The following is a 16,316-nucleotide window of genomic DNA, read 5'->3' as shown; positions in this document are numbered from 1 at the left end:
GAAGGGGTGTTAATCCCACTTAGACCAAGCTGCCATCCACCTGTATGTCCAGGTTGTGAGTTTGGTACCTAATGCAGTCATTGTTACTGTCAAAACTGCACCAGCTCCTGCACCCAATGCAACAGGACTATCATAGAACTTTCCTACTTGGGGTTCTATTGGTGTCATGTATGGAGGCAATGTGGTTCTTGGATATTTGAAAGCAGTCTCAAGAGGATCATCTATTGTGATTAGATTGATCATGTTGAACATCGACATTGACATTCCACAGAGCACACCGCCGATTAGGATCAAAGAGTGTTTGTTTCTCTTTGTTGCCCAATATGCCAAGTCCATCAATATTGCAGATGGAATCCACATTGGCACAACGATGAAGCTGTATGGATATCCTAAGGAGAACCACGCACCTTTTGCAATCCAAGTATACACTGTCATTATAAGTGCATAGTAGGTTGCTGTTCCTGGAACACCAGTGAACGTAAGGTAGTATGCTGCACCGACTGCGAGCATCAATGATTGTGATAGAGTAAATACCACATAAGATGTCCACATCCAGTCAGTATAGAAGATGTAGTCTCCTGCGTTGATTGTCAACAAGGTCGAGTTGACTGCTACCACTACTATGAATAAGTAGTGAGTACATCGTCTTAGCCAGACCATTAACTTGTATGCAGGAAGTGATGTATATAAAATTTTATGACATGCGAGATCAGCAACAGATCGTCTCAAGATCTGAGTTAACTCTGATGGAATAATAATAAAAGAAAAGATGAAAAGGAATTTTTCTATCCGAAGAAGAAACAGTCAGTCACAAGTGTTGCAATTGCGATTGCAGCAATTACACCAGCGATTAGACCGTTGTATGTCTTCGCTTTAGAAGTACCCTCTGTCACTACCTTGACACAGAACAAGTACCCTATAGCTTCTATGATTGTAAGTACAGTTAACGCAAAGTGTGCGCTTGGCGGTGGATATGCCCATGGATAATATACCACTGCAACAGCAACTCCTCCCCATGTTCCTGCCCAGAGTGCAACAAATGCACCTGTGATGAGGCCAATCATGTCTTCTACACGTTTGCCAATCATCTTGCTTACATCGGAACTGGAAGCGCCGCCACCTGTACCGAATCCTTTTGGTAAGGTCATTTGGTTTTACTGACAGATGTATGCTTTTAAGTCTTTTCCCAATACAACTCACGTTAAACTGATCGGAGAAAAATAAGAAAAAGAGCGCTTGTGCGCGTTTATGGGATTGATCTGCTGTACAATTTGCCTTCAAGAGCCATCTTGTACATTTCTGCAACATATGGATTCTCACCTGGTGTTTCTGCGCCAAGTTCGACAAGTCGTGCGTATACTCTTACTACATAGGCAAGTGCACCCATGAAAGCAACGACGACACCCATGTTGAACATCCAGTGGTTTGGAACTGCGAAGATCTCTTCTACATACCAGAAGTGCCACATCTCGTTGACACCTATTGTAAACATGGTTGCTAAGTAACCAAGAATGGTCATTTTAAGACCGGTGTTCATTGAGTTGTTTGGACCTCTCAGAATTGGTACCTTTCTGTCATAAACAGCTACCATTCCCCATCCTAATGGAAGAGCAATGAAGTGGCTGTATAACCACCAGTGTGCTGGTGTGAAAGCACTATCTCTGATTGATGTCTGGTGTAGAGATCCGTCTACGAAGTTATCGACCTCTACGGATGCAGCGATCGATCCCAATGCGATGATGATAAGCCAGATCTTTTTCAATCTCTGGATTTCAACTTCTTTTGGAATCAGTGCTGGCATTTGTGCCATAGTGTGTTGAATCAAACACAGTTATTTAAAATATTAGTTGTAATTTCTATAATTTTAATTATAATTTTTACATCATTAAACTTCAATATATAATAATATCAATTAAAAACAATACAAAATCAAATAATAATATAACTAAAAAAATCATGCATGCCATGATAATCATGAATGCATAACATGATCCAGTCAAATCACTGGATCAACAGGGCAAAACATATATCGTTGTAGTTTCTCAGTTGGTTTAGTTAAGCGATATGGTCGATAAGAAGTTTATTGTGGCTGCAATAGGTGTGATAGTAGCACTTGGAGCAGTTGGACCATCATTAACACAAATGTTCCAACATGCTGAAGCACATGGTGTTCAGGCACAACTACAAAGTCGTTTCATAAGAATAGACGGTGAGACATGGTCAAAACAGTCTGTTCATACTGGAGACACTTTGACAGTATCTGGCAAATTTGTAAGTCTTGTAAACAGAGACTTGCGAGGCTGGTACACTGTATATGGTGACTCACCAAACGCTGGTAACAGATGGGAAATTGTAGCAAGAGATCCACCTGGTAACGTAATCACGATACCAGCAAACGCAGTGGTTCCATACAAGTTGACCATAAAGGCACTTGAACCAGCAGTATATCACATGCATACGCAGCTTAACATAGCAAGCATCGGTCCAGGTCTAGGTCCAGGACAAACAGTCGTGGTAACAGGCGATCCAATCGTGAAGCCAATCCCATACACAAACGTCATCTATCAATCGATAGTGATTGGTGTAGGATATGCAATCACATTCGCAACAAGACCTTGGCAAGTGATTTAACAATCACCCCCTCTCTTTTCATTTTCTAAGTTTCCTAGCAGAGGCTTTACACAAATATTAGAAAACAGACTTGGTTCTATCAAATTCCAAAGTCCATTTTCTCACATAATAAAGAGGAATTAGTACTGATACGGGCAATGCAATTATCATTCCAAAAGGCCAAGAAATACTCATTTGAATTACCAAGTCCACAAAGAAGATGATGATTTCGATAATAATACCATAAGCTAATTTTTTGATCCTGTAGAATGCAATCAGTTGTGTAACAAAGGTAGGTATCACTGCAAGTATCATTTGAATTTTAAGGAACTTTTCATCTCTGTCATTTTTTTCCATATTAGAAACCTATTGCAATTTTTGTTTTCAAGTAAAATATTTCTATCGTAAATATCAGTAAGTTGTTAAAACATATCATTTAGAAATTTTGTGAAGTTTTAGGTGTAGATTTCACCCCAGATTGGGAACTGTCTGCACAACACGTTCACAATTCAAGATGTTCATTTTTTGTTTGTCAAATCAAGTTTTTAATTTCATTCTATTTCAAATCTAATGATTCATTTGTTCAACATGAGCTTCTTGATTGAAAATAACAGGTCGTTATATTATCTAGGCATTGTTTGGGTCTAGAGAGACTAAAATCAATACTCTATCTTAAAGTCATCAAAATAAGCGCCAGTGTCTTTCTTGGTCCACATTCCTACTTGTCCTGATTGATAATTATGATCATTTGCACGTATAATTATTTGCCCGTCAAGAGAAGCTGCTATTCCTTGTGATGACACTAGTGCTTCCATGGTGTGCCACTGTCCAGGGGTTATTGTAACTGATTTGTCATAATTACAAATTAGAAAATCAGGGGTGTTTTTACAAAGAGAGAGCCTGTTTTGCTCTGAATCCGCCATGAGAACAAAGTAGTGTTTTGGATCAATGAATCGTAGAATCATACCAGCAGACTTGGCATTTTGACCTGAGATAATTTTGAACTTCATTGTAACATTTTCAGTATCCACTGTAGGAGAATCCGGAATTAATTGTAAATGATAATCAGAAGTATCATTGACTGGCATCTTTTCAAGTACATTTGGAAGAGAGGGTGCAGTTGGTTCAGATTTTACAATCCAATATGGTTTTTGATCTGTTGACAAGTCAGCAAATCCTTGCGGAATTGTTCCATTTTGATAAGAATCAAAGTCCACCATTTTTGTATGATGATATCCAGAATTTATCTGAGCATTGTAATACGCATAAGATATTCCAATTACGGTGATAATTCCAAATACTATAAGACGCATTTTCCTGTTAAATTTAGGTTTACGAGATGACAAGATCTAGAGATAGTGAAAGTTGTGAATGATATAAAGATACCAGATTCAAAGAAAAGAGAATTTCAAACTATTTTCTCTTTTCTCGCTTTCTTGGTTTGTTTTTCCCTCTCCATTTGTCAAAGCCCCACCTTGTTGCTCCAAATGTTCCAAACGTGAAGAAGAATCCAGCAACCAACAAAAATATGGTATTATGATGAGGATCTATTAGATACCAAAATGCAAAACCTATTGCTGCACTTACAAATTGTAATACAACAAAAACTAGCCATCTATCTACCATGAACAAAATTGGTAAAGGCACATACTATTTACAGTTTCTCAATGGAATACAAAATATTTGTACAAAAGATAAAAATGAAAAAGATGGGATGATTTTTACTCTGCAAATCCAGAGTATGCTCTTTCGCCTACTTGAGATATGTCCAATCCAATTTCTTCTTCTTTTGGTGTGACTCTGACACCACCTGGCCAAATTGCATCTTGGATTCTCCAAATGATGTAAGTTAGACCAAATGACCAAGCTGCACCAAATCCTGCACCCATACTGTTGATTACGAACTGCATTGGGTTGCCAAAGAAGAGGCCATTGTGTCCATATGGATTGATTCTGACTTCACTGAATGCACCTGTTAGTAATGCACCTACTACACCACCCATTCCGTGTACACCCCAAGTATCTAGTGCATCATCTATTCTTGCCCTATTCTTGATAAGTACACAGTAGAAGCATACTGTAGCACATGCAAATCCTACTATTATTGATGCCCATGTTCCAATGAAACCAGAGGCTGGTGTAATTGCAACAAGTCCAGCAACAGCTCCGTTGACTGCACCGATGGCGCTAGTCTTTCCAGTATGTGCCCAGCTTAAGAACAACCACCATATTGCTGCAACTGCAGTTGCTATGTTGGTATTCTGGAATGCCTGCGTTTCTAGGAAACCTGCAAATCCTGCACTACCAGGGTTGAAACCGAACCATCCAAACCACAGCAATGATGCACCCAAAATTATGAGCGGTATTGAGTGCGGTTCAAATGGAGCCTTTCCATATCCTATTCTCCTTCCCAAGAACATTGCAGTTGCTAGACCTGCAAATCCTGAGGTGATGTGAATGACTGTTCCTCCCGCAAAGTCTTCTGCACCCATCTTGGCTAACCAACCAAGTGCGGTACCTTGACTTCCAAGAGACCAGTTTGCATGTCCTGCTACATCGTAAATGAATGTGGTCCACAATACAACATGTATTAGGAATGCACTCATCTTCACCCTGTCAGCATAACCAGCAATGGCTAGTGATGGAGTGATGGCAGCGAACATGAGCTGGAACATCACATAGGCTAAGTGAGGAATTGTTGGAGCATATACATCAGCTGGTGCGTTGTGCGATACATTATTCAGACCTATCCAGTCCAAGTTTCCGATAAACCCTACTGGATCAGCGGAAGGACCAAACATTATCGAGTATCCAAAGATAACCCATTGGACACTGACAATAGAGTAGACCATGAATGCCTGTAACATCACTGTTAAGGAGTGCTTTCTTCTTGTAAGACCTCCATACAAGAATCCCACACCACCAGGAGTCATTATCATGACGAAGACTGCTGCTGCGTACATGAATGTAGTATCTCCTGTGTCTATACATGGTGCATTGCTTCCACCAAACGTCCCGTTACCCGGAGGAGTCATCGGCTGTGAACAGTGAATCTCATGTGTTTTGTTAGGATCTGCAAGAGCTCCTAACGGACCAAACTGAGCATGTGCGTCCTGTATTGCCGTGAATCCAGATAACCCGACTATTAAGCCTGCGAGCACAAAAACTACCGGCCACTTGTGTTTTGTTACTATCTGCATTGGCGATTTAGAAATTGTCTCCAGCATCTTTCGATAGAGATGTTTCGCATCTATAAAAGGCATTTTATCCTAAAATATTTTTTTTATGATACTATACATCAATAATTGACAATTTGAAAAAATTTTAGTATCATAAAATTACAAAAAATTCTAAATAAAATTATTATACAACTTTAGGACTAGTGCACGCATGACTGAAGCAGGAATAGAAATTTTCATTGCAACTGGTGTAACACTTGCAATGACAATAGCAATTTACTTCGGTGAAAGAGCTCACAGATATAATTTGGCAAAGAAAGGAAAGACATGGGGAACCTACGGCTTCAAGTACGAAGGTCACGGTCACGCCTAGAGTAAATCCCTTTTACCACATTTTTCTAAATCACAAGATCAGATAGATTGATTTATTCACACAATGTGCTGAACAAATGATGAAAAAGAGTCTCAAAGAAGACGAGGTCATAATAGCTTCACTTCCTCAGATTTGGGGAATAGCTCTTGGATTACGAGGTTTCTTTCATAAAAGTAAAGAAGGAATTCTTATTCTAACAAACAAAAATTTGATCTTTGTTCCACGCTACATATGGATAACAGCAAAAGAAAAGGAAAGGTATTTTGCAAATGACAAGGCAGTAATAGGAAAGCTAGCAGATTATAATGAATCAGATCTAGATGAGGATTTGACAGACAATCCCAAATCATGGATGATACCCCTTGATTCTATTACAGATGTCAAAAGTGTTACAGCAAGAAAGGTAGATTTTCTCAGGATCACATTTAGAGAAAAGGGAAAAGAGATCAAATATGAATTTGGAATAACAAAGACAGTAACAACATATCCATATCGACAGCCCCTTGTTTTTAAGAACCTAGATTGGAGCTTGTGGATAGGCCTCATAGTATCACAGATGAAAAAATAAAAAATTAACCTTTATTTTCTAGTTTTTTTCGTGCCTGAGACACAATAAAATCATCATTTGTATCATCATCTTTTTTTAAGAATTGTACGTCAGATACTTTCTTTTTAAATTTGAATATTTCAAGTTCATATTTTTTCTCCTTTGTGAAATAAATTGCAAGCTGCAATGACATGGAACCATTATACTCATCAAGAAATTGTTTATAATTATCAGAAATTTTAAGAGATTTCAAAAATACATTTGTTGTCTGCAATATCCTTGATTTACAGTACAGTATGAATTCATAATTATCAGTACCTTCAAAGAACCGGATTTTGATTTCATCATCAGGCCAATATTTTATTATTTTATTCCAGGTGTCTGCGAGTTTCCTTCGTCCATCAAATATCAAATATATCGTAGGTCTCACATCATAAACATGATATCCCAAGCCCAAAAAATCTTCAAACCAATCTATTTTAGAATCAGTCATGCTCAATTCAAAAAAACAAGTATTGTATTTAATGATTAGAGATACATACAATAAGAAAAGTTAAGATGGTCATAAGACAACAGAGTATCAATGGGAAATAGAAAAAAAATTTCTGAAATAATGAAGATGAGTAAAGAAGAATTGTATCAATATCTAAGACAAGAAGATAGTTCCATCCAATCAACAGACAAGATAGACATGAAACCTTTTGAACATGGCATCAAGGTTTTTTATTTTCACAAAGATTCAGAAAAACCATACAAGACAAAGGTGTACCTAAATCCAGATGAATTAGAATCTCTAAGATAAATAATTAAGATTATCACAATATTAAATTAAAATGAAAAAAGTGTATGATTATAGGAAGGGTTTTGATTTTAATTCACGCCACTTGCCACGAGCCCAGAATCCCCATTTCTGTTTGTCTTCATTTGCATAGAAACATTTCTCATTATGAGGACATTCCATGCATCTTTCAGACGGTTCGATTGCAGGAGCAATGTTGTTTGCCAACAATGTATTGAGAATTTTTGCTCTACGTTTTGTTTCGTGTATGAGCTTTTCACTCTTTGGTACATTGAATTCCATTTCATTTCCTTCTCTATCAAAGTAGACAATCACACCTTCTGGTTTGTCAAACATGAATAGATACGAGTTCAGATGTATGAAATCTTCTGGATATGGCATCTCAGGAAGTTTTTCTGAACTTCTAAAGAGCATCACTACCTCATCTTCAACTCTGTCAGCTCTACCGACTATCTTTACGTTAGAACCTGCATCAAGTTGGCCATCCATGGGTTTTTCCATGATGCTAAATGCGCTCTTTTTCATTATCTTTGACACCATCTGTTTGTGATTGCTTTCAGATGGATCTTTTCGATCAAGGTATGCACTTCGTAAACATCCGCTTACCTCATCTACTGTGATCTTCCCCTGGTCAGCTACTTGTGGATTTATTTCTGCAAAGACTTGTTCAATTACATCGTAAACATCTACTCGCGGCGGTGAATCAGTTGCTGCACGGTAGTTGTCAATTCCTTCCTTGATCTTTTCTTGAACTTTTCCAACAATTTTTGCTTTCTTGTAGCTAGCTTTGGATTCTGTCATTCTTTTGAAGAGTGGGATTTCATCTATAAAAGGTATTTTATCCTAAAAAGATTCTTTTATGATATTATTCTTTATTTTACAATATTTTAAGCAATGATTTTAATAAAACCATTTGATATGTGCAATGAATCATAACCATGAAAAAAATTGAAGCAATAGTTTCAGAAGAAAAATTGGATGCCGTCTTCTATGCACTAACAGAACTAGACATCGGAGGGTTTACGTATTTTAGTGTCAAGGGCAGAGGTAAGAGGCCAAGAGAAATGGTTTCCTCAGGTAGAGGAGGGCGTGTCGAAGCTACACATAACGTCAATGCATTCATCTATGTAGTTGTAAAGGACGCCATGGTAGACAAAGTAATAGACACAATAACTTCCCATGCAAGTACAGGTCAAGCTGGAGAAGGAAAGATCTTCATCTACAATGTCGATGACTCAGTCGATGTAGGAACCAAGAAACGCGGCGAATCCTCACTCTAAATTTCTTTTACATCTTTTAATTTAATTAAAAATGTCTTAATCTATATACCACTACAAAGAACAAAAATTATGTTCTGGCCTGGGATGGGAGATCCCACAAAACGCAAAAAAGTGCTCAGGTTTCTTGCAATTTCAGTAGCTGTAGGAATAGCAGTAGTTTTGATAAGCACTACAGCTATTTCAAAGGTCAAAGAACAAGATCCATTATACCACAAGTGTGTCAACGGATTAGATATTCAATATCATGTATCTGCCACGCTAGATGTAGAAGTAGATGGTAAAAAATGGGTCAGGCCAGTAAGTACGGAAACTATTCCAAAAGATTGTGAGAGGTCAATGGTCTTTTTAGATGATGGAACAATCAGAGGAGAATGGACAAAGAAATATCCATTTGAAGTAGGCCAGTTCCTTTGGATGTCAGGATTTCCTTTACGCGATATGGATGAGACCAAATCAAAGATCTATGTAAATGGAGTTGAATCATCAGAATTCATACACACCCAAGTACAAGATGGGGCACACTACAAAGCAGAGTTTGCCACAAAGAATGCAGGAGCACCGACTTTCACACCGCCACAAAATTAGCTCGAGTCTACAGTAAATGAAAATTATCCATTAGAGGACCGAATTAAAAATAAGGAAAAAAGAATTTTTGGTATTTACCAGTATTTACCGTTGTCTGGTATCAGACCAATGCCTTCTCTTTCAAAGTGCTTGTTGAGTTCTGCGACCCATCTTTCTCTTGTGTCGCCACCAAGACCGTGCACTCTGAGCCAGAATGCAATTACTCCGAGAAGGAATACTGTGAACATGATGGTTGCAAAGATGTAGACCATCACATCATAAAATAGCGGGTCATAGTTTGGACCTATCTGACCTGCAAAGTTTGACAGCATACCTACGAGCATAGTGAATATTGTGCTCATCATAATTCAGAACAATTTAGGTACGATATATACATTTCTGTAAAAGACGAAAATCATGGATCAGATCTGAGGTTAATAAAATAAGAAAAAGAGAAGAATTTATGCTCTCTTTGCTTTTTCCGCTTGCTTTGCTCTTACGACAAAGGCAATGAAGATTCCACCGAATACTCCACCTGCAATGATAGATGCACCGATTACACCGTTTGCATCAAGGTATGGAGTACCTGAACCTGCGTGCGGATTATTTTGTACTGCCTGTATTTTTGCTCGAGCGAGTTTCAACTGGTCTTCCAGTGTAACTCCTCCACCACCACCTACACCTGCATATTGTGCAGCTGCAAATGGAGCGAATGTCGAGACTACAAATAGAGCCAGGAGTACCGTTCCAATAATTATTGGTGTTTTCATATGAGTACCTAACTCAGATTCAAGTTAGTAGATATTTAACTTTTATGTAAATACTGCGCACAAGAACTCAAGTAACATTTATGTTTCCTCAAAAAACAAACGCTTCGTGGGTCGTCTTCATTCACACCGACATGGAAAGTCACATTCGACTAGACCGATCACTCCTAGTACACCTACATGGGTAAAACAGAGTCCAGCCGAGATCGAAGAACTTATTGTCAAGTATTCAAAGGATGGTCTTGCACCAAGTAAGATCGGTGTCAAACTACGTGATCAATATGCAATACCAAACACAAGACAGATAGTCAAAAAATCAGTTACAGAAATACTTGAACAAAAGGGAATAAAGACAGAGATGCCAGAGGACCTCAACAATCTAGTAAACAAAGCACTTGGCCTTCAGAGACATTTGAAGGAAAATCGATCTGATAAGAGAAATGTAAGATCACTTGAGCTTTTAGAGGCAAAGGTTCACAGATTATCCTCATATTACAAGAAGATTGGTAAAATACCCAAGACTTGGAAATATAAGGCAGTCATCGCTCAACTCGAGTAATGGCAAAGTTAGATCAAGCATTATCCTATTTTCATGACAGAGTTTCAGATTGCATCAAATCAGGCAAAGATATTTCCGTAATAACTCATCTTGATTGCGACGGTATAACTTCAGGAAGCATCGTAACCAAATCATTAATCAGATCAGGTGCAAAATGTACAGTACGTACAGTCAATGAATTTAGTAAAAACCTCATAGAGAAAATGAAAAGCGATTCCAGACAATTTCACATAATTACAGATCTTGGAGGAGGATTTGCAAAAGATATCGACAATGCATTAGATGACAATTGGATAGTAGTTGATCATCATCAAATACCTCAAGAGGAATTTGACAATCAAAGAGTCATCAATGCTTGGAAATACGACATCGATGGAGGAAAAGATGTATCAGCAGGAGGCATGGCTTATCTTGTTTCAAATGCAATCCATAAAGAAAATACTGATTTGGCATGGATTGCAGTTGTTGCTGCATTAGGAGATAGACAAGACCAAGGCGAAAAAAAATCATTTACAGGAATAAATCTTGACATTGCATCTGCCGCAAAAAAAGATGGCCAAGTCGAGATTGATTTAGACATATTACTTGTAGGAAGAGAAACCAGGCCGCTACCAGATGCCCTTGCATTCACATCACAGCCATTCATAGAAGGCCTCACATGGAATCGCGATGCTTGTCTTTCACTTTTGAATTCCTCAGGAATAAAACTAAAAGATGGTAGTAGATGGCGGGTTCCAGCAGAGCTGACAGAGGATGAAAAGAGAACTTTGCTCCAAACAATATCAAAATACATCTCAACTAAAAATGCAAGCGATATACTTGATGAGCTTGTTGGATATACCTACACATTATCAGGTGAGGACAAACGAAGTTTCCTTCGCGATGCAAGAGAGTTTTCAACAATGTTGAATTCTTGCGGACGAATTCGTAAAGCAGGAGTAGGAGTATCAATATGCATGGGAGATAGAACTAAGATGTTGCAAGAAGGAGAAAATATTTTGGTAGAGTATAGGACTTTCTTGAGAACTTACATGAATACACTTTCCAGTGAGAGGTGGAGAATTACAGATAACGGCCAGTATTTAATGGTAAATGGCGAAGGTCTAGTGCCAGAGAATATGACTGGTGCAGTATCATCACTTCTTGGCGGATCACAGAAAAATACTGGAAAAATAATCATACTTAGAACAAATGGAGAAGAGGGAACTATCAAGTTCTCATCTCGTAAATCCACAGGATGCAAGTCTGATGTCAATTTAGGACTATTGATGCGAGAATGTGCTGCAAAGGTATCAGGAGTTGGAGGAGGACATGCTGCTGCAGCAGGAGCAAGAATAACAAAAGACAAACTGGATGAATTCCTTGATCATTTAGAAAAAAATGTCACTAGAATGCAAAATTCAAGTATTTCTGAATAATATTTCAGAAAAAAAAGCAGAGTCCATAAGAAAGTCTTTAGAGCCAGATAATGTTGATTTTCCAGAAAATCTTTCATTTATAATAGAAAAAAAAGAAACATCTCTGATTTTTACATTTGAAGGTAAAGGAAATATACGAACACTGATTTCTACTATTGATGAAGTTCTTGAACAGACTCAGGTTATACTCAAAGTGACAGCAGATGCTTGACCCTAAACTTCTTCGAGACAATCCCGATAAAATAAAAAACATGCTAGAAGCAAGAGCTGTCAACTTTCCATTAGATGAATTGATTTCATTAGATAAAGAAAGAAGAGATCTCATAGTAAAGACTGATGAATTCAGAAAAAAAAGAAATGAAGTTTCATTAGAGATTGCAAGAAAAAAGAAGGCAAAAGAAGATGCATCAGAGCTGATCAATCAGATGCAAGCAGTTTCAGATAATCTCAACAGACTGGAACAAGATCAGATAAAAACAGAAGAAAAATTCACGAAACTTTCTCTGACATTGCCAAACATGCTACATGAATCAGTTCCAATTGGAAAAGATGAGACTGCAAACAAGGAAATAAAAAAATGGGGAAGCATTCCTACTTTTGATTTTCAGATAAAAGATCATATTGATTTGATGCAGAATCTTGATCTAGTAGATTTAGAAAGAGCTGCAAAAGTTTCTGGTGCTAGATTTTATTATCTTAAAAATCAGCTTGTCAGGCTAAATCAAGCATTATTACAATTTGCACTTGATTTCTTGTCAGAGAAAAATTACATGCCAATACAAACTCCATTTTTGATAAACAGACATGCAATGGAGGGTGCAATAATTGCACAGGATTTCGAAGACGTAATTTACAAGGTAGAAGGAGAGGATCTTTACCTCATAGGAACAAGTGAACATGCAGTTGCATCAATGCATACAGATGAGATAATTGATGGTAAGAGATTACCTCTTCGATATGCTGGAGTTAGTACATGTTTTAGAAAAGAAGCAGGAGCACATGGTAGAGATCAAAAAGGAATATTCAGAGTTCATCAATTTGAGAAAGTAGAACAGTTCGTATTTACAAAACCTGAGGATTCATGGCAAGAACATGAAAGAATGCTTTCAATAGCAGAGGAGTTTTACCAAAAAATTGGTATACCATACAGAGTAATGTTGTTGTCAAGTGGAGATCTAGGTAAGATATCTGCCAAGACATATGATATTGAAGCATGGATGGCAGGGCAGAAAAATTACAGAGAGATAGTATCTTGTTCAAACTGTCTTGACTTTCAAGCAAGAAGATTAAAGATAAGATTTAGAGATAGAACCGATGAGCAGCCACAGTACCTACATTCATTGAATAGTACTCTTGTAGCAACCACCAGAACCATGGTTTCAATAATAGAAAACTTCCAGACAAAGGATGGACATGTTCTAGTTCCTAAGATATTACAGAAATACGTGGGTTCTAGTACGATCTAAAATGTCGTACAACTTATATTTTGGCCGCAGAAGTCCATCATAGTTGGCACGTCAAAAGACTGCAAGAGTAAAAGACAAGTGGAGAGAAAAGAAGTGGGTTACAGTATTACTTCCTGCTTCATTTGACAAGAAACCAATTGCTTACATACCAGTTACAGACGATGATAGTGCAGTAGGCAGAGTAATAGAGGTTACATTACATGATATACTAAAGGGAGATCCATCACAACATCAATTCAAGTTGTATTTCCAAGTTCACAAAGTAGAAGGTGAAACAGCAACTACAATATTCAAGAGATTTGAATATTCCAAGGAATTCCTTCGTAGCCTTGTGAGACGAGGATCTTCGTTGATTAGCTTTATTGCAGATGTAAAGACAAAGGACGGATACATTTTCAGAATAAAGATAGTAGCATTAACACATAAGAAATTGAATACATCTAGAAAACATGCAATCAGACTGGTTGCCCAAGAGGTAATGTCAAAGACCATACCTGAAATGACAATAGACCAATTCATTCAAGCAACAGTCTTTGGAAAGATAAATTCAGACATCATGGCAGCGGTCAAGAAGATAATTCACGTAAGACATGTAGGAATTGAAAAGGCAAAACTCATCAGAACTGCAGAGGGCGAAATCGCCTTGCTACAGGCTTGATAGATATAGCCAAGGTTTTACATATTTCATAGCATGGCAAATCAATTAGAAGTAACAATAGAATTGATTTTGCATGCAACCGAAGACACCAAAAAAATCTTTGATCCCATCTTTGAACTATTCAACATAGAAGAGGAAGAATTCATAATGGAAAAAACTCTAGGACATTATGGAAATACAATATTGCTTGCAAGAGCAACACTTGTGAAAAAACGTGCTGGAGAATTCGTTAAGAAACTGGCAGCTAGCATATCGAAAGTACAGATGAATGAATTAATAGAAAATATAGACATGTATTTTGAAGACACTTTACTCTTTTTGAGAATCGGCAAGAATGAGATTGTTAGGAAGGAAGTTAGTTTGCAACAAGATAATGCAATAAAGATCAAGATAAAAATGCCCATATACAAGAGAGATCAGATTTCAAGAAAATACATAGAATTACTAACGGTTTGAATAAAATCATCAAAGCCTGCAATGATTTAATAATATTTATCGACCTAACAGAGAAGGGAATGAGGTAATATTTTTGCCGCTCCAGTCTGAGCATCTGCTGTGAGGAAGCCGCGACGAACCGACCCAAAAACACCTTTGATCCATTTCATACGGTTCTTTTAAATAGAGTAGATCCTGTTTTTTCGCTGTGAAAACAGATTATGATATCATAATAGCAGGCGGAGGACTAGCAGGAATGATTGCTGCCCAGTCAGCTTCATACTATTCTAAACAAAGATTATCAATTCTAATAATAGATAGAAACCCCGAACCTACAATAGGCAAGAAGACCATCAATGGATGGGTTTGTGGAGATGCAGTAGGTAAGAACACTGTAGACTATATGACTGAGAGGATAAAGATTGCATGGGGAAATCCAGAGATTGAACATCCAGTAAAAGGTGTAATGGCATTTTCACCAGATCGAGAAACTTCCATTCCATTTGATGGTGATGGATATATGTTAAACAGACAGCAACTTCCACAACGTCAGCTCCGCGATGCAAAGAAAGCAGGAGTCAACATACAGTATTCTGTTGCACTAAGAGGTTTGATATACGAAAACGGTACAGTTGTGGGAGTAGAAGGAACAAATCTCGTTACAAATGAGCCATTCAAAAAGACTGCCAAAGTCGTAGTTGATGCCACAGGAGTCACATCAATGTTAAGAAACGGTCTTTCAATAAAATCAAAGATTGAGAGAAAGATTGACCGTGATGATCTAGAATCTACTGGAAGACACATTATGAAATTTGAACAAGGCATACCGGATAAGACAGATTTTGATCCTGATTATTGCATAATACATCTTGATCAAGACATTGCCCCAGGAGGATACGGATGGGTATTTCCAAAAGGCAAAAACAAAGTCAACATAGGATTAGGAGTACAACAAAAAGAGCTGATAAAAAGAAACCAGAGACTCGGAGCACATGATGATGTTACAAAATTAATTAATGATTATGTAAAGATGAACAAGGCAATAAAGAATCCAAAGCTATCAGATGATCCAATGGATTCCAACAATGTCACAGGAAACTGGCAGGTTTCTGTTAGAAGACAAAACGATTGTCTTGTTGCAAACGGATACATGCTTGTAGGAGATTCCGCATGGATGCCAAAACCACTTGATGCTGGAGGAATAGGTCCAGCCATAGTTGCGGCAACAATCTTGGGTAAAAACATAGTAAATGCGATAGAAGCAAATGATGTTAGTGAAACTGGTCTTTGGCAATACAATATTGATTTCATAAATGACTACGGATACAAAACTGCAGGTCTTGAAATTTTCAGACGTTTACTCCAGACATTAACAAATGATCAGATAAACTATGGAATGAAGCACTTTTTGTCTAAATTAGATGTAGAAGCAATAAGCAAAGGAGAGCATCCAGACTTTGGAACTGTGGGAAAACTAGGTATGATGATAAGAGGAGCACTTAATAAAAAATTGGCAGATGGTCTACGATTTACTGCGCAGCAGAATAAAGTACTTACAGAGCATTACTACAATTTCCCGAAAAAACCAGAAGGTTTTGATGCATGGCAAAAAACTCTGCACCACATACTTGATGAATCATATTCAAAAATAGAAGTATAGA

At 37.6% G+C, this 16,316-nt stretch carries 24 protein-coding genes; 13 read left to right on the top strand and 11 right to left on the bottom strand.

Annotation, left to right across the window (positions count from 1 at the left end; all coding sequences use genetic code 11):
- Positions 1 to 9: 9 nt before the first annotated feature.
- The 3 genes from NSIN_RS03590 to NSIN_RS03580 form a co-directional block, all read right to left on the bottom strand.
- Positions 10 to 660 (bottom strand): ammonia monooxygenase, encoded by a 651-nt coding sequence (locus NSIN_RS03590; protein ID WP_101009425.1) that lies wholly within the window; start codon positions 658 to 660, stop codon positions 10 to 12.
- Positions 661 to 785: 125 nt separating this feature from the next.
- On the bottom strand, positions 786 to 1,148 hold the full coding sequence (locus NSIN_RS03585) for a hypothetical protein (protein ID WP_101009424.1): 363 nt from the start codon (positions 1,146 to 1,148) through the stop codon (positions 786 to 788).
- Between the two features lie 98 nt (positions 1,149 to 1,246).
- A complete protein-coding gene (locus NSIN_RS03580) occupies positions 1,247 to 1,810 on the bottom strand; it encodes a methane monooxygenase/ammonia monooxygenase subunit C (RefSeq protein ID WP_101009423.1) in 564 nt (187 codons plus the stop codon).
- A gap of 254 nt (positions 1,811 to 2,064) precedes the next feature.
- Here NSIN_RS03580 and NSIN_RS03575 point away from each other — a divergent pair, with 254 nt between their 5' ends.
- Complete coding sequence (locus NSIN_RS03575; protein ID WP_101009422.1) at positions 2,065 to 2,631, top strand: methane monooxygenase/ammonia monooxygenase subunit B; 567 nt, start codon at positions 2,065 to 2,067, stop codon at positions 2,629 to 2,631.
- A 57-nt stretch (positions 2,632 to 2,688) separates the two neighbouring features.
- Here the strand turns inward: NSIN_RS03575 and NSIN_RS03570 are convergent, their stop codons facing one another.
- From NSIN_RS03570 to NSIN_RS03555, 4 genes are all read right to left on the bottom strand, one after another.
- Positions 2,689 to 2,967, bottom strand: a complete 279-nt coding sequence (locus NSIN_RS03570; RefSeq protein WP_101009421.1) for a hypothetical protein — start codon at positions 2,965 to 2,967, stop codon at positions 2,689 to 2,691.
- Between the two features lie 302 nt (positions 2,968 to 3,269).
- Positions 3,270 to 3,956, bottom strand: coding sequence for a hypothetical protein (locus NSIN_RS03565; protein ID WP_133124044.1), 687 nt, complete (start codon positions 3,954 to 3,956; stop codon positions 3,270 to 3,272).
- Positions 3,957 to 4,023: 67 nt separating this feature from the next.
- Positions 4,024 to 4,236: a hypothetical protein gene (locus NSIN_RS03560; RefSeq protein WP_101009419.1), complete on the bottom strand. Its 213-nt coding sequence runs from the start codon at positions 4,234 to 4,236 to the stop codon at positions 4,024 to 4,026.
- A gap of 95 nt (positions 4,237 to 4,331) precedes the next feature.
- On the bottom strand, positions 4,332 to 5,837 hold the full coding sequence (locus tag NSIN_RS03555; protein WP_165775228.1) for an ammonium transporter: 1,506 nt from the start codon (positions 5,835 to 5,837) through the stop codon (positions 4,332 to 4,334).
- A gap of 163 nt (positions 5,838 to 6,000) precedes the next feature.
- Between NSIN_RS03555 and NSIN_RS09405 the strand changes: the two genes are divergently transcribed.
- Both NSIN_RS09405 and NSIN_RS03550 read left to right on the top strand, forming a co-directional pair.
- Positions 6,001 to 6,162 carry a hypothetical protein gene (locus NSIN_RS09405; RefSeq protein ID WP_165775227.1) on the top strand — a complete coding sequence of 54 codons (162 nt, stop codon included), beginning with the start codon at positions 6,001 to 6,003 and terminating at the stop codon, positions 6,160 to 6,162.
- A 76-nt stretch (positions 6,163 to 6,238) separates the two neighbouring features.
- Complete coding sequence (locus tag NSIN_RS03550; RefSeq protein WP_133124043.1) at positions 6,239 to 6,730, top strand: hypothetical protein; 492 nt, start codon at positions 6,239 to 6,241, stop codon at positions 6,728 to 6,730.
- A gap of 4 nt (positions 6,731 to 6,734) precedes the next feature.
- Here NSIN_RS03550 and NSIN_RS03545 read toward each other — a convergent pair whose 3' ends face one another.
- Positions 6,735 to 7,202, bottom strand: coding sequence for a hypothetical protein (locus NSIN_RS03545; RefSeq protein ID WP_101009416.1), 468 nt, complete (start codon positions 7,200 to 7,202; stop codon positions 6,735 to 6,737).
- 90 nt (positions 7,203 to 7,292) lie between these two features.
- On the opposite strand from NSIN_RS03545, the gene NSIN_RS03540 reads away from it, so the two are divergent.
- Positions 7,293 to 7,511 (top strand): hypothetical protein, encoded by a 219-nt coding sequence (locus NSIN_RS03540; protein ID WP_101009415.1) that lies wholly within the window; start codon positions 7,293 to 7,295, stop codon positions 7,509 to 7,511.
- 48 nt (positions 7,512 to 7,559) lie between these two features.
- Here the strand turns inward: NSIN_RS03540 and NSIN_RS03535 are convergent, their stop codons facing one another.
- Positions 7,560 to 8,309 (bottom strand): hypothetical protein, encoded by a 750-nt coding sequence (locus NSIN_RS03535; RefSeq protein ID WP_101009414.1) that lies wholly within the window; start codon positions 8,307 to 8,309, stop codon positions 7,560 to 7,562.
- Positions 8,310 to 8,446: 137 nt separating this feature from the next.
- Here NSIN_RS03535 and NSIN_RS03530 point away from each other — a divergent pair, with 137 nt between their 5' ends.
- The gene (locus NSIN_RS03530; RefSeq protein WP_101009413.1) at positions 8,447 to 8,788 is read left to right on the top strand and encodes a P-II family nitrogen regulator; all 342 of its coding nucleotides are present in this window, start codon (positions 8,447 to 8,449) and stop codon (positions 8,786 to 8,788) included.
- A 69-nt stretch (positions 8,789 to 8,857) separates the two neighbouring features.
- Positions 8,858 to 9,373 (top strand): hypothetical protein, encoded by a 516-nt coding sequence (locus tag NSIN_RS03525; protein ID WP_101009412.1) that lies wholly within the window; start codon positions 8,858 to 8,860, stop codon positions 9,371 to 9,373.
- Between the two features lie 74 nt (positions 9,374 to 9,447).
- Here the strand turns inward: NSIN_RS03525 and NSIN_RS03520 are convergent, their stop codons facing one another.
- Positions 9,448 to 9,714: a hypothetical protein gene (locus NSIN_RS03520; RefSeq protein WP_101010026.1), complete on the bottom strand. Its 267-nt coding sequence runs from the start codon at positions 9,712 to 9,714 to the stop codon at positions 9,448 to 9,450.
- Positions 9,715 to 9,813: 99 nt separating this feature from the next.
- Positions 9,814 to 10,122, bottom strand: a complete 309-nt coding sequence (locus NSIN_RS03515; RefSeq protein ID WP_101009411.1) for a hypothetical protein — start codon at positions 10,120 to 10,122, stop codon at positions 9,814 to 9,816.
- Positions 10,123 to 10,228: 106 nt separating this feature from the next.
- Between NSIN_RS03515 and NSIN_RS03510 the strand changes: the two genes are divergently transcribed.
- The 7 genes from NSIN_RS03510 to NSIN_RS03480 all read left to right on the top strand — a co-directional run bounded on the left by NSIN_RS03510 (position 10,229) and on the right by NSIN_RS03480 (position 16,315).
- A complete protein-coding gene (locus NSIN_RS03510; RefSeq protein ID WP_101009410.1) occupies positions 10,229 to 10,678 on the top strand; it encodes a 30S ribosomal protein S15 in 450 nt (149 codons plus the stop codon).
- On the top strand, positions 10,678 to 12,096 hold the full coding sequence (locus tag NSIN_RS03505) for a DHHA1 domain-containing protein (protein WP_101009409.1): 1,419 nt from the start codon (positions 10,678 to 10,680) through the stop codon (positions 12,094 to 12,096). The genes NSIN_RS03510 and NSIN_RS03505 overlap by 1 nt, the downstream gene beginning before the upstream one ends.
- Positions 12,059 to 12,307 (top strand): KEOPS complex subunit Pcc1, encoded by a 249-nt coding sequence (locus tag NSIN_RS03500; RefSeq protein WP_101009408.1) that lies wholly within the window; start codon positions 12,059 to 12,061, stop codon positions 12,305 to 12,307. The genes NSIN_RS03505 and NSIN_RS03500 overlap by 38 nt, the downstream gene beginning before the upstream one ends.
- A complete protein-coding gene (serS, locus tag NSIN_RS03495) occupies positions 12,300 to 13,562 on the top strand; it encodes a serine--tRNA ligase (RefSeq protein ID WP_101009407.1) in 1,263 nt (420 codons plus the stop codon). The genes NSIN_RS03500 and serS overlap by 8 nt, the downstream gene beginning before the upstream one ends.
- 43 nt (positions 13,563 to 13,605) lie before the next feature.
- Positions 13,606 to 14,220: a 30S ribosomal protein S3ae gene (locus NSIN_RS03490; protein ID WP_101009406.1), complete on the top strand. Its 615-nt coding sequence runs from the start codon at positions 13,606 to 13,608 to the stop codon at positions 14,218 to 14,220.
- A 33-nt stretch (positions 14,221 to 14,253) separates the two neighbouring features.
- On the top strand, positions 14,254 to 14,676 hold the full coding sequence (locus NSIN_RS03485) for an RNA-binding domain-containing protein (protein WP_101009405.1): 423 nt from the start codon (positions 14,254 to 14,256) through the stop codon (positions 14,674 to 14,676).
- Positions 14,677 to 14,911: 235 nt separating this feature from the next.
- Complete coding sequence (locus NSIN_RS03480) at positions 14,912 to 16,315, top strand: NAD(P)/FAD-dependent oxidoreductase (RefSeq protein WP_101010024.1); 1,404 nt, start codon at positions 14,912 to 14,914, stop codon at positions 16,313 to 16,315.
- Position 16,316 lies beyond the last annotated feature (1 nt).

It is taken from the genome of Candidatus Nitrosotalea sinensis, from assembly GCF_900143675.1.
In the GTDB taxonomy this organism is placed as follows: Archaea; Thermoproteota; Nitrososphaeria; order Nitrososphaerales; family Nitrosopumilaceae; genus Nitrosotalea; species Nitrosotalea sinensis.
This window is presented reverse-complemented; position numbering and strand designations above follow the sequence as displayed.

What these genes read in the sequence shown, in the direction of transcription:
- NSIN_RS03480 (WP_101010024.1), top strand. Translation starts at nt 14,912, where the DNA reads ATGATTGCTGCCCAGTCAGCTTCATACTATTCTAAACAAAGATTATCA.
- NSIN_RS03530 (WP_101009413.1), top strand. Translation starts at nt 8,447, where the DNA reads ATGAAAAAAATTGAAGCAATAGTTTCAGAAGAAAAATTGGATGCCGTC.
- NSIN_RS03585 (WP_101009424.1), bottom strand. Translation starts at nt 1,148, where the DNA reads ATGACCTTACCAAAAGGATTCGGTACAGGTGGCGGCGCTTCCAGTTCC.
- NSIN_RS03485 (WP_101009405.1), top strand. Translation starts at nt 14,254, where the DNA reads ATGGCAAATCAATTAGAAGTAACAATAGAATTGATTTTGCATGCAACC.
- NSIN_RS03570 (WP_101009421.1), bottom strand. Translation starts at nt 2,967, where the DNA reads ATGGAAAAAAATGACAGAGATGAAAAGTTCCTTAAAATTCAAATGATA.
- serS (WP_101009407.1), top strand. Translation starts at nt 12,300, where the DNA reads ATGCTTGACCCTAAACTTCTTCGAGACAATCCCGATAAAATAAAAAAC.
- NSIN_RS03545 (WP_101009416.1), bottom strand. Translation starts at nt 7,202, where the DNA reads ATGACTGATTCTAAAATAGATTGGTTTGAAGATTTTTTGGGCTTGGGA.
- NSIN_RS03535 (WP_101009414.1), bottom strand. Translation starts at nt 8,309, where the DNA reads ATGACAGAATCCAAAGCTAGCTACAAGAAAGCAAAAATTGTTGGAAAA.
- NSIN_RS03520 (WP_101010026.1), bottom strand. Translation starts at nt 9,714, where the DNA reads ATGAGCACAATATTCACTATGCTCGTAGGTATGCTGTCAAACTTTGCA.
- NSIN_RS03550 (WP_133124043.1), top strand. Translation starts at nt 6,239, where the DNA reads ATGATGAAAAAGAGTCTCAAAGAAGACGAGGTCATAATAGCTTCACTT.
- NSIN_RS03525 (WP_101009412.1), top strand. Translation starts at nt 8,858, where the DNA reads ATGTTCTGGCCTGGGATGGGAGATCCCACAAAACGCAAAAAAGTGCTC.
- NSIN_RS03575 (WP_101009422.1), top strand. Translation starts at nt 2,065, where the DNA reads ATGGTCGATAAGAAGTTTATTGTGGCTGCAATAGGTGTGATAGTAGCA.
- NSIN_RS03590 (WP_101009425.1), bottom strand. Translation starts at nt 660, where the DNA reads ATGGTCTGGCTAAGACGATGTACTCACTACTTATTCATAGTAGTGGTA.
- NSIN_RS09405 (WP_165775227.1), top strand. Translation starts at nt 6,001, where the DNA reads ATGACTGAAGCAGGAATAGAAATTTTCATTGCAACTGGTGTAACACTT.
- NSIN_RS03500 (WP_101009408.1), top strand. Translation starts at nt 12,059, where the DNA reads ATGTCACTAGAATGCAAAATTCAAGTATTTCTGAATAATATTTCAGAA.
- NSIN_RS03580 (WP_101009423.1), bottom strand. Translation starts at nt 1,810, where the DNA reads ATGGCACAAATGCCAGCACTGATTCCAAAAGAAGTTGAAATCCAGAGA.
- NSIN_RS03555 (WP_165775228.1), bottom strand. Translation starts at nt 5,837, where the DNA reads ATGCTGGAGACAATTTCTAAATCGCCAATGCAGATAGTAACAAAACAC.
- NSIN_RS03560 (WP_101009419.1), bottom strand. Translation starts at nt 4,236, where the DNA reads ATGGTAGATAGATGGCTAGTTTTTGTTGTATTACAATTTGTAAGTGCA.
- NSIN_RS03540 (WP_101009415.1), top strand. Translation starts at nt 7,293, where the DNA reads ATGGGAAATAGAAAAAAAATTTCTGAAATAATGAAGATGAGTAAAGAA.
- NSIN_RS03505 (WP_101009409.1), top strand. Translation starts at nt 10,678, where the DNA reads ATGGCAAAGTTAGATCAAGCATTATCCTATTTTCATGACAGAGTTTCA.
- NSIN_RS03515 (WP_101009411.1), bottom strand. Translation starts at nt 10,122, where the DNA reads ATGAAAACACCAATAATTATTGGAACGGTACTCCTGGCTCTATTTGTA.